This is a genomic window from Megasphaera paucivorans (assembly GCF_900103535.1).
Classification (GTDB): Bacteria; Bacillota; Negativicutes; order Veillonellales; family Megasphaeraceae; genus Megasphaera_A; species Megasphaera_A paucivorans.
This window is the reverse complement of the sequence record NZ_FNHQ01000056.1, coordinates 1-8,538: the sequence shown is the minus strand read 5'-3', so window position 1 is coordinate 8,538 and position 8,538 is coordinate 1. Positions and strand designations below refer to the sequence as shown.

The 8,538-nt window shown below is 37.3% G+C and carries 8 protein-coding genes and 1 riboswitch; of the genes, 1 reads left to right on the top strand and 7 read right to left on the bottom strand.

Annotated elements, in window-relative coordinates; translation table 11 throughout:
* From BLR11_RS13565 to BLR11_RS13535, 7 genes are all read right to left on the bottom strand, one after another.
* Window positions 1-238: UPF0236 family transposase-like protein (locus tag BLR11_RS13565; RefSeq protein ID WP_176763013.1), on the bottom strand; the 238-nt coding region annotated here is incomplete at its 3' end.
* 91 nt (window positions 239-329) lie between these two features.
* Window positions 330-2,522 carry a DNA mismatch repair protein MutS gene (gene mutS / locus BLR11_RS13560; RefSeq protein ID WP_091653164.1) on the bottom strand — a complete coding sequence of 731 codons (2,193 nt, stop codon included), beginning with the start codon at window positions 2,520-2,522 and terminating at the stop codon, window positions 330-332.
* Window positions 2,523-2,552: 30 nt separating this feature from the next.
* Complete coding sequence (gene miaB / locus BLR11_RS13555; protein ID WP_091653161.1) at window positions 2,553-3,881, bottom strand: tRNA (N6-isopentenyl adenosine(37)-C2)-methylthiotransferase MiaB; 1,329 nt, start codon at window positions 3,879-3,881, stop codon at window positions 2,553-2,555.
* 173 nt (window positions 3,882-4,054) lie between these two features.
* The gene (locus tag BLR11_RS13550; RefSeq protein ID WP_091653159.1) at window positions 4,055-5,515 is read right to left on the bottom strand and encodes an amino acid permease; all 1,461 of its coding nucleotides are present in this window, start codon (window positions 5,513-5,515) and stop codon (window positions 4,055-4,057) included.
* Between the two features lie 141 nt (window positions 5,516-5,656).
* A riboswitch (glycine riboswitch) is annotated at window positions 5,657-5,749 on the bottom strand.
* A gap of 552 nt (window positions 5,750-6,301) precedes the next feature.
* Window positions 6,302-6,529 carry a hypothetical protein gene (locus tag BLR11_RS13545; protein ID WP_091653156.1) on the bottom strand — a complete coding sequence of 76 codons (228 nt, stop codon included), beginning with the start codon at window positions 6,527-6,529 and terminating at the stop codon, window positions 6,302-6,304.
* A 263-nt stretch (window positions 6,530-6,792) separates the two neighbouring features.
* Window positions 6,793-7,251 (bottom strand): hypothetical protein, encoded by a 459-nt coding sequence (locus BLR11_RS13540; protein ID WP_091653153.1) that lies wholly within the window; start codon window positions 7,249-7,251, stop codon window positions 6,793-6,795.
* A gap of 324 nt (window positions 7,252-7,575) precedes the next feature.
* The gene (locus BLR11_RS13535; RefSeq protein WP_091653151.1) at window positions 7,576-7,782 is read right to left on the bottom strand and encodes a cold-shock protein; all 207 of its coding nucleotides are present in this window, start codon (window positions 7,780-7,782) and stop codon (window positions 7,576-7,578) included.
* A 416-nt stretch (window positions 7,783-8,198) separates the two neighbouring features.
* Here BLR11_RS13535 and BLR11_RS13530 point away from each other — a divergent pair.
* A partial coding sequence (locus BLR11_RS13530) for a hypothetical protein (RefSeq protein WP_091653148.1) occupies window positions 8,199-8,538 on the top strand: 340 nt, incomplete at its 3' end.

Here is an 8,538-nt window from a genome sequence, read left to right as displayed (position 1 = left end):
GACGGCGCTGATAGGTAACGGTGCCGAATAGTCCTTGTATCGTACGGCGATCCCGCCGTTCTATCTGATATCCTTGTTTCTTGTACTGTTCCACCAATTCTGTATCCATGATTTCTAACGCACAAACCAGTGCCTCTGTGAAAATCCGCATAAACAGCTGCAATAATTTTGTTTCGCGTATGATCGCGGTATCGGATTCCTTTATTGTTTTGATAATTTCTGCTATAATATATTCCATGAGAAGACCTTCGGTTGTGATATATTTTGCTGGCTAGGCAATATATCTATTATCTAGGTCTTTTCTTTTTTTTGCAATATCTTACCGAGAACTATTTTACACTAAGATGATAATGAGTAGCAAAAAGCGTTAACGCATGAACATGTTTAAGACAATATTCAATAACCGCTCTGGCAATAGACATCCCATCAAATGTACTCGTTCCACGGCCGATTTCATCGAGTATCAGCAAACTGCGGGGTGTCGCGTGCTTTAGAATATATGAAACTTCTTTCATTTCCACCATAAAGGTGCTTTGTCCTGTTAAAATATCATCGCTTGCGCCGATACGGGTAAAAATCCGATCAACAGGGCAAAGAACAGCTTCTCGGGCCGGGATGAACGAACCAGTCTGTGCCATAAGTGTCAAAACCGCAACTTGACGCATATAGGTCGATTTCCCTGCCATATTGGGACCTGTTATAACAAGTACCTCATGATCTTTGTGATTCAGTGTAACGTCATTCGGAACAAACATTTCATCCTTTATATATTTTTCAATAATCGGATGCCGTCCGTCACGAATAATAAACGTATCCTCCTTTGTAAACTGTGGCCGTGTATAATGATTTTCATGAGCCGCACAAGAAAAACTATATAAACAATCTACTCTGGCAATCGCTCGCGCTGTTTCCTGCATGGAAGGAATATGCTCCTGTATTTTCTGGCGTACTTCAGAAAATATTTTATACTCCAATGCCAGCGTCCGCTCTTGTGACGTCAGTACTTTCACTTCAAACTCTTTAAGTTCCGGCGTAATATAGCGTTCCGCATTGACCAATGTTTGCTTGCGGACATAGTATGCAGGTATAGGCTTGGTATTGGCATGAGAAATCTCAAAATAATACCCAAACACCTTGGTATATCCTATTTTTAATTTAATACCCGTTTTTTCTTTTTCCTGTTCCTCCAGCCCTTGCATAAAAGCCCGGCTGTTGGCAGATATTGCGCGTATTTCATCAAGTTCCGGGGAATATCCCTCACGAATCACGCCGCCATTGCGAATCACGGTTCCCGGATCCTCCTTTATCGCCTCTGACAATAACTGATATGTCTCTTCATGTCTCTGAATCCGTTCATTCAATTGCCGTAAAAGAGGAGAGGCAGTCCCATCGAGAATATTTTTTAAGTCGGGAATAACCGCCAATGATTCGCGCAAAGCGACCATATCCTTAGGACTGGCCGTACCCGTTTCAATTCGTGTAAGAATACGTTCAAAATCATATATACGATCAAGTGTATCTCCCATATCCTGACGAATGATTTCATGCTGCAGCAATTCTTCGACTGCATCTTGCCGCCGCACAATATCCGCAATTCGCACTAGCGGAAACTCCAGCCATTTTCGCAGAAGACGTCCCCCCATTGCAGTATGTGTTCTGTCAAGAACATGCAGCAATGTCCCTTTTCGCCCGCCGTCACGAACATTCTGAATAATTTCTAAATGCCGCAGACTCGCGGCATCCACAATAAGACGTCTTTCATTATCCACTCGTTCCAGAACATTAATATGAGAAATATCCGTTTGCATAACGGTAGCTACATAGGATAATAAAAGTCCCAGACATTGTATCGTTGTAAAAGTTAAAGAATCTACATATTCAGAAAAATGTGCAGTCGTTACTGCCCGATAATCTATATCTTCTTTACCATCGTACAAGGTTACCGCACATTGAGATAACCGAGTATGCACATAATCCAAAATGACCTCCGCATAGCTGCCCAGCTGCGAATAAATCAATTCACTGGGATCATATACAGAAAGCATATCAAACAACGTATCTTCTATAGAACCAGCAACACAAAGAGACCACAGGCATTCACCGGTGGTCACATCCATAAGAGCTATTGCTATTTCATCCTCTTTCCCCATCAAACAGGCAATATAATTATTTTTCTTAGATGCTACTGCATTTTCTAACGTAATGGTACCCGGTGTAACGACTTTAATAATTTTACGATCGACGAGGCCCTTTGCAAGTTTGGGGTCTTCCATCTGTTCACAAATAGCTACCTTATATCCTTTATGCACCAACCGTTCGATATACGTATCAGCAGAATGAAACGGCACTCCGCACATAGGTACTTTTTCTTTGTCACCGCCGGCACGGCCAGTCAGTGTCAAGTCCAATTCTCGGGAAGCCGTCAATGCATCATCAAAAAACATTTCATAAAAATCACCGAGACGAAAAAACAATATTTTATCCTGACATTGTTCCTTCACTTCCAAGTATTGCTTTATCATCGGTGTAATCTTCTTTTCCGCTGGCAACGTCTATCCCTCCTGTTTCCATATATGTCCCTTCAAAACCCATGTCTGTCCTTTGTCAACAACAACCGGAACCGTATCGCCAACAGCAACGGTATTATCATTTTCCCATATAATCATCTTATTTCCTGTCGTACGTCCAAACCAATGATTTTCATCATTTTTTGTCGGTCCTTCCACAATAACAGAATAGATTTTATTTTCCATTTCCTTATTATAGGAAAGGCTGATTGTATTCTGTATATCCATTAACTTGCGTAAACGAAGGCTCTTTACATCCTGCGGAATCTGATCCGGCATTTTAGCAGCCGGAGTCCCTGTGCGCGGGGAATAGATAAAGGTATACGCCATATCATATCGGGTCTTTTCCAAAAAATGCAGCGTTTCTTCAAACATTTCTTCTGTTTCTCCCGGAAACCCAACAATAATATCGGTAGTAAGAACTAAATCAGGAATTCTTCTGCGGGCGTACTCAATTAGTTCCAGATAATGCGCTGTTGTGTACCCTCTATTCATTTTCTTTAATAATTCATCGGAACCGCTTTGAATCGGCAGATGCATATGATTGACAACTTTTTTGCTTTCTGCCATGGCATCGATCATGGCAAAGGTCATATCCTTAGGATGACTTGTCATATAACGAACTCGTTCAATACCCTCTATCTCTTCGATTTGTCTGATAAGTGTTGAAAAATCGGTCCCATTTTTAAGATCCTGCCCGTATGAATTTACATTTTGTCCTAAAAGCGTGATTTCTTTAAAGCCCTGCGTTCCCAGTTTTTTTATTTCCTTCGCGATATTCTCCACAGAACGGCTTACTTCTCTCCCTCGGACATACGGAACGATACAATACGTACAAAATTTATTACAGCCGTTCATAATAGGTACCCAAGCAAAAAAATCACGAAAATGCCGTGTCGGCAAATCATGAAATGCCGGAACGGTCATATCTGCAGCAAGATAATGATCCGATTTTTTCTGACGCTCCTCGATAAGAGAGACAAGCTTATGAATATTATGCGTACCAATAACCAAATCTATATGGGGAGCTCTATGAAAAAGTTTATCCTGCCATTCTTGTGCCATACAACCAGTTACGGCAATAATCAAATCAGGATTACGTTTTTTTAAATGTTTCAGTTCGCCTATTTTCCCCAATGTTTTATCTTCCGCTGTTTCACGTACACAGCATGTATTTAATAAGATGACATCAGCCAATTCCATATTCTCCGTCATGCGGTATCCTAATTCTTCCAACTGACCGGCATAGCGTTCTGAATCGCTGATATTCGTCTGACAACCATAAGAAATAATAAAATAATATTTTTCTCCCATGTAATATAAACCTTTCCTTTGCTATATTTTACCATCATTATATTTTACCATAGAGGACACAGCGGAGCAATTTATTTATTATATTTACAGTTTGTATCTCTATAATTATTTTAATAGAACAAATTAAAATAAAAAAAGCCGCCAAATACCATGGCGGCTTAAATAAATAAAACTTATTCTTTCGTACTATGATCATCTTGTGATACAGCTTTGCGATTAGAAACTTCCATAGGACCGCTAAAAAGTCCTCCGGAAATAATACTGTGATTATAGCTATACCCAAAGTAAATAAACATCCCCAAAATAAGCCAGATAATAAAACGAATCTGTGTCACTTCCGGCAGCATCCAAATTAAGATACCACAGAAAACAATCGCCAAAATCGGAACCAGCGGAACAAACGGGCACTTGAAGGCACGCGGACGATTCGGTGCTTTTTTACGCAGTACAATGATTGCTGCGGCTACTATCATGAACGCACACAAGGTGCCAATGTTAGTCAATTCTGCCACTAAGCCGATTGGTAAAAATCCGGCTACGATTGCTGTAATGACGCCGATAATAAGTGAACTTCTGGCAGGGGTCTTATATTTTTGATGAATGTGACCAAATACTCCCGGAAGTAGTCCGTCACGAGACATAACAAAAAGAATACGGCTCTGTCCGAAAAGCATGACGAGCAGTACTGAAGTTAACCCGCAAATCGCACCGACGGATACAACGGCAGCACCCCAATGATAGCCAACCTGCTGCAATGCAAATGCAACCGGAGCGGCCTGACCTTTAAAATCAAGATACGGAACCATACCGGTCAAGATTCCCGAAACAATAATATATAATACAGTACAAATAACCAAAGATAAAATAATGCCGCGCGGCAAATCTTTCTGTGGATTTTTAACTTCTTCAGCTGCTGTAGAAACAGCATCAAACCCTATGTATGCAAAGAAAATTACAGAAGCGCCGGAGAACACACCACTCCAGCCATACGGCATAAAGGGTTCCCAGTTAGCCGGATTAACATGACCAAACCCTAACGCAATGAATAATAAAACTACGACTAATTTAATTGCAACAATTACATTATTAACCGCAGAGCTTTGGCGTACACCCATAATATTAATCCAAGTAACAAGAGCAATAATAGCCATCGCCGGTAAGTTAATAATTCCCCCTTCATACGGTGCTTTTACCAAAGCTACCGGAAGCGCAAAACCCAGATTAGTCATAATGTTGGCAAAATATCCAGACCACCCGATAGCCACTGCTCCGATAGCAAATGCATATTCCAAGATCAAATCCCAGCCGATGACCCATGCCCAAAATTCACCAAGTGCAATATATCCGTATGTATACGCACTTCCGGCAACTGGTACCATCGCTGCAAATTCAGAATAGCAAAGTGCCGCACAAGCGCAGGCAATAGCCGCAATAACAAAAGAAATAACAAGTGCAGGTCCGGAATAATCGGCTGCAGCTACCCCCGTCAATACAAAAATCCCCGTACCGATAATGCAGCCAATCCCCAGCATGGTAAGGCCAAAAGTCCCCAGAACCCTTTCCATACCGCCTTCCTTTTGAGTTTCTGAAATAAACTCATTGATACTTTTTGTCCTAAAAATTTTTTTAGTCATAATGCCCCTCCCCTATGTTTGTTACTTGAAATGTAAAAATAACAAAAAACTTGATAAATGTGTGTAACAAACATGAAAAATATTTATAAAAAAACCTCTCTTCAAAAAGCTGAAGACAGGTTGGTAAACAGGTGTGCGAAATACATCACCTCTGTCCTTTTGCCTGAGAGATAGAGAATATATAACATTCCTTACACCTTCGGCTCCCACCAGGGACTCTCCAGAGTTAATTTCGGCATACGGTATGATACAATGAATTATCATTTTTATTCATCATAGACAAATATTTTCATTGCCATAGGGATAGGGTTCATACACCGCCAAATCACTATATAAAATTGTGAATAATTTAAATATAAATTAACTGTCCTTTATTATACTCTATTTTTAATTTTTGTAAAGTATAAACAATAAAATATATTAAAATTAAGATGTTTTATCATTTTAAAATTAAAAAAATTATATAAATAACATTTTCAGTTAAACATTATTATATTTTATATGCAATATATATATTACAAACAGTCATTAAACTTTATCTTTTAAGGTCGATATTAGTTAAATTGTTTTCATAATCCTTGCTACATATATAATATAATGCAAAACATTTTAACTTATTCTAAAAAACAACTTTTACATACAAAAAAATGCATATTTCCCGTACTATTCAACTGGGATACTCAATAAAATTTTGTCATTCTTAGACACACAAAAAAGCCCTGTCAAAAGACACGGCTTTTTTTCATTCATTTGTATTACATATAATATTTTCTTGGAAAATTAAGATTATTTAGATGATTTATTTTCCCCAGATAACAGCAAGTCCCAGCATTTTTTACAATCATGCTGCAGTTCCCGCGACGGACATTTATCCAAAAAGCCATAATTAAACGGACAATCTAAATTATTAATATATTTATCTATCCATATTTCAGGAAAATTATCATGAATATATTTTATCTGTTCAAATAAACTTTCTTCATCATTATGTAACATACTGCGTATACTAATCACGTAACAACTATCTCCTTATAACAACATCCCAATCCATAATTATACTTATCATCATATAACTATAGATAATTACATATTATAAATAACAACATATACTATTATACACATATAATAGTATATGTCAAACGAATTTATAATTAAAACAAAAAAAGATCCCGAAGGACCTTTTGTTTATATACATTTAAGTTAATTATTCTTATTCATCGCTACTCCATCATTGCATTTGCCATTGATTATATATTATATAGTTTTATGTTTTAAATTTAAAAAAGCAGAGACGGAATCCGTGAATACATCCTTATTTTTTTATGACGTTCAACAACTTTGCCTTGTTCTTCTTTATCAGAATCAGTAACCATAATAACTTTATCACATATATTGATAGGGGCATCCATATAAGAACCTGTGATTTGGGTGACATTTATATTTAATTTTCTCGACTGAGAAAATAATAATGGCGTTGTATCGGACATTTTATATCTGACATCTTCACATCCTTCACAAATGCAAAACTTTTCTTCTATAAATACAGGTTTGACTATGTCTTTTATGACAGGAATAAATCCTAATCTTTCATTTGTATCTATATCAATAACATCACTTTTTTCTCCCATGACGTAAAAACGGCAGGATCGTACTACGTTGGCATCAGAACCTGCATTTATTATAAGCCTGTATTCGTCTAAAATACGCACTATTTTAAAAATATCCTTATTCATCATTTTTATCATGTACCTCCTGTGACACTTCCATATATCTGCATATTTTTATCAATAAAGGAATCCAATTCCATTTTTACTGACAGTATCCTTAGTGTAAACAACAGTCATGTATATAAATAAAACTATATATTTTCCAATTCTGTTATTTATCTCATTTAATGATATATACATTTATACTGATTATCAACAGATTCTTTTCAGAAAAACACGCCTAAATAGTGCTTGTGCTTCAATAAACGCAAAAAATCCCTGCCTTAGCAGGGATTTTATAGTCGTCTATACGTTGTAAATCATATAGAGATACATGTAATGTACGTACACTGATTATTTTACATTTACAGCTTTAAATCTGGATTTGTTCTTAGGATCTGCTTCAACATCAAAAGTAACCTTCTGATCTTCGCGAAGAGTCTTGAAACCATCAGACATAATTGCTGAAAAATGAACGAATACGTCTGCACCGCCATCATCCGGAGTGATAAAACCAAAACCTTTACTTTCATTAAACCATTTTACTGTACCTGTAGCCATTATAATTCCTCCTAAATAAAAAAACAAAAGAAAGTAAAATAACCCACATAAATTTATAAATTATTGTACATAGAATAATCTTACAAATTTATGTGAGCTATACTTTACAATTTATAGTCTTTATTATAACAAGGTATTCTATTCTTGTCAAATTATGATATCCATCTGTACAAAAAATATATAAATTATACCGATTCCATAATTTTATACTACGCTGTATATAGCTGCAGGCACATGAAATATGCGTCATTTTTTCATCATTATATACGTTTCAAATTTCTTTATTTCATCTTGACTGTTTTCATCTCTAATGTATGATTTCAGTAAATTGTAACACGGATGTCATTAAATTGTGACAATTACGGCGTATAGTACAGATAGTATTAAAGTATAGAAATAATAAAGGAGTGAATAGTATGAAAACAACGCTCGCCTTGCGGCAAAAACTTTTAACGACTGTATTGACTGGTACTGCGGTTGCCGTATTAGCCACTGCATCATTTATCCCGGTCTCGGCAAATGATGATTCGGCTTCCGGCCTCAATACCCCGATGACTGCCGCTGCTCCTGTCCACCATAACCCGATGCAGCACCGCATAGCTGTCATGATCCGGGACGGAAAAATCACCCAAGACCAGGCTGACAGTCTCCATGCCGCCATGCAGGAATTTCATCAGCAGATGAAAGCGGATCATCAAAAGTTTATGGCTCAATTACCGGATAAAACCGGAATCGCTGCCGCTGTCTTAAAAGAAA

What these genes read in the sequence shown, in the direction of transcription:
- mutS (WP_091653164.1), bottom strand. Translation starts at nt 2,522, where the DNA reads ATGATAAAGCAATACTTGGAAGTGAAGGAACAATGTCAGGATAAAATA.
- BLR11_RS13550 (WP_091653159.1), bottom strand. Translation starts at nt 5,515, where the DNA reads ATGACTAAAAAAATTTTTAGGACAAAAAGTATCAATGAGTTTATTTCA.
- miaB (WP_091653161.1), bottom strand. Translation starts at nt 3,881, where the DNA reads ATGGGAGAAAAATATTATTTTATTATTTCTTATGGTTGTCAGACGAAT.
- BLR11_RS13540 (WP_091653153.1), bottom strand. Translation starts at nt 7,251, where the DNA reads ATGATGAATAAGGATATTTTTAAAATAGTGCGTATTTTAGACGAATAC.
- BLR11_RS13535 (WP_091653151.1), bottom strand. Translation starts at nt 7,782, where the DNA reads ATGGCTACAGGTACAGTAAAATGGTTTAATGAAAGTAAAGGTTTTGGT.